The organism is Microvirga arvi (assembly GCF_016892765.1).
In the GTDB taxonomy this organism is placed as follows: domain Bacteria; phylum Pseudomonadota; class Alphaproteobacteria; order Rhizobiales; family Beijerinckiaceae; genus Microvirga; species Microvirga arvi.
Window position 1 is genome coordinate 1 of sequence record NZ_JAFEMD010000166.1, and the last position, 1,605, is coordinate 1,605.

The window sequence follows — 1,605 nt, forward strand, 5'->3', positions numbered from 1 at the left end:
ACGTTGCCTTCCATCGCGCACCTCCTCACGATGACGGACACCGCCCTATGTTACACCCGTGACGTGAAGATCAATAGATGAGCCTTTTCCTCTCGAAGCCGTACCTTCGCGAGTGGGATATGCACTGTTGCTTGAGTTCAAAGGGCGTTGTCCTAGCCTCCAGGAAGTGGACCAAATCCCGGATAAACACTGGTTGACCATGCCGGGTATGGGACCCGCCTCCCTGGAGATGGTCCGCAGCATCATCCAAGCGCGGGCGACGCAGACACCCAGTCGCGCCGCTTCACACAACCTATCGGATGCCGAGTTGCTGAGGGGTCTTGAGAAGCTCCAGGAGGACCTGCGCTGGCTGGAGACTCAATTGAAGGCGCGAATGCGCGCAGATACACGGTGGAGACCGTATGGCCAGCGGCACAAGCAGGCGGCGCGAAATGCCACTGACAACCCAGGCCACCAGTCTGATGGGTCCGAAGCTCCAAACCTTGGAAGCCACGAGCCTACGTCGCCTAAGCATTCGCAACTGACACAGAATTAGACGCCGCACTTGAATCTCTCATCGATTTCCGGCAGTGGCTTCCTCCAAGGCGAGCAGGAGAACTCCGAGGTCTTCGCCCAGTAGATTGATGGCATTGCGAGCATATTCTCGGAAGCGCTCCTTGCGGGCCGCGGGCTCGCTATCCCAAGAGATGTCTTGATGCTCGGCTTTATGAATGGCCCGAGCCACTAACTCCAGTTTATGACGCATCGTTAGTTCCTGTGTTAGGAGCAGGAGTTGTCCTGGCTCAAAGGGATGCTCTGGTGCGCTGCCTGCTCAGATACTGGCCAGCAAGAGGACTGCACCGATAAAGGAACTGACAGAGGCAACAAAGATAAGCACCGCACAATGAATTGACAGGCCAGGGTTGGTGAGGTGCTTAGGACCTGAATTGATGCCCTGGACGGCTGCCGAATGTCGGTGGCTCTCATAGGACGACCCTGCGTCTGAATCGGCGATGAATGGTCAGTAAACGGGAGTAGCGGCTGGTTTATTCCTTCACGAGATTTAGATGAGTATCTCGAGAGTGCCCGATGAGGTTCTAGGGGCGTGCAGCCAATGGCGGCGGCGGGGCTGATAAAGTAGCTCTAGCCAAGAGATTTCGATTCAAAGAGAGGCTGATATCAAGGACAGGGAGTGCTCGCGTGGTCTTTGGCAGCCACCAGGAGAGTGGGGGTGTTCAAAACTCTAGAGCGCATTGTTTAGGAACCGGTCCTGGGCTTCTCTCATCATAAACGTGGAGAAAAATGGTTCGACCGCAGCGGGAGGGGGCGGGTCAAAAGCTGGCTGGCGATACCCTTCGCCAGCCGGCCTTGGGGCCACGCCGAGATTTTAGCTCCTGTGTTTGATTAAAAAATCAAACCAGCTTGATAGCTTCCGAAGACCAACCCCACCCGTTTGGGTCCCTCTTGGCAATATAGCTGAGTGGGTGGGCGAGGCGCACAAGCCCTCTAGTTGCGAACTACGTTTGCGAGGTTCGTGGTACGCAGTTACTTGTAGTAGTCGGCATTTGATCTGACATTCAGCGTCAGAGAGTGATCGGGTTGAGCCTGTCCGGCAGGATCAGGCTG

1 protein-coding gene is annotated in these 1,605 nt (G+C 55.9%); it reads right to left on the reverse strand.

The features are described 5' to 3' along the window. Nucleotides 1-553: 553 nt before the first annotated feature. Nucleotides 554-745, reverse strand: a complete 192-nt coding sequence (locus tag ILT44_RS30290; RefSeq protein ID WP_204243317.1) for a hypothetical protein — start codon at nt 743-745, stop codon at nt 554-556. Between the last annotated feature and the right edge of the window lie 860 nt (nt 746-1,605).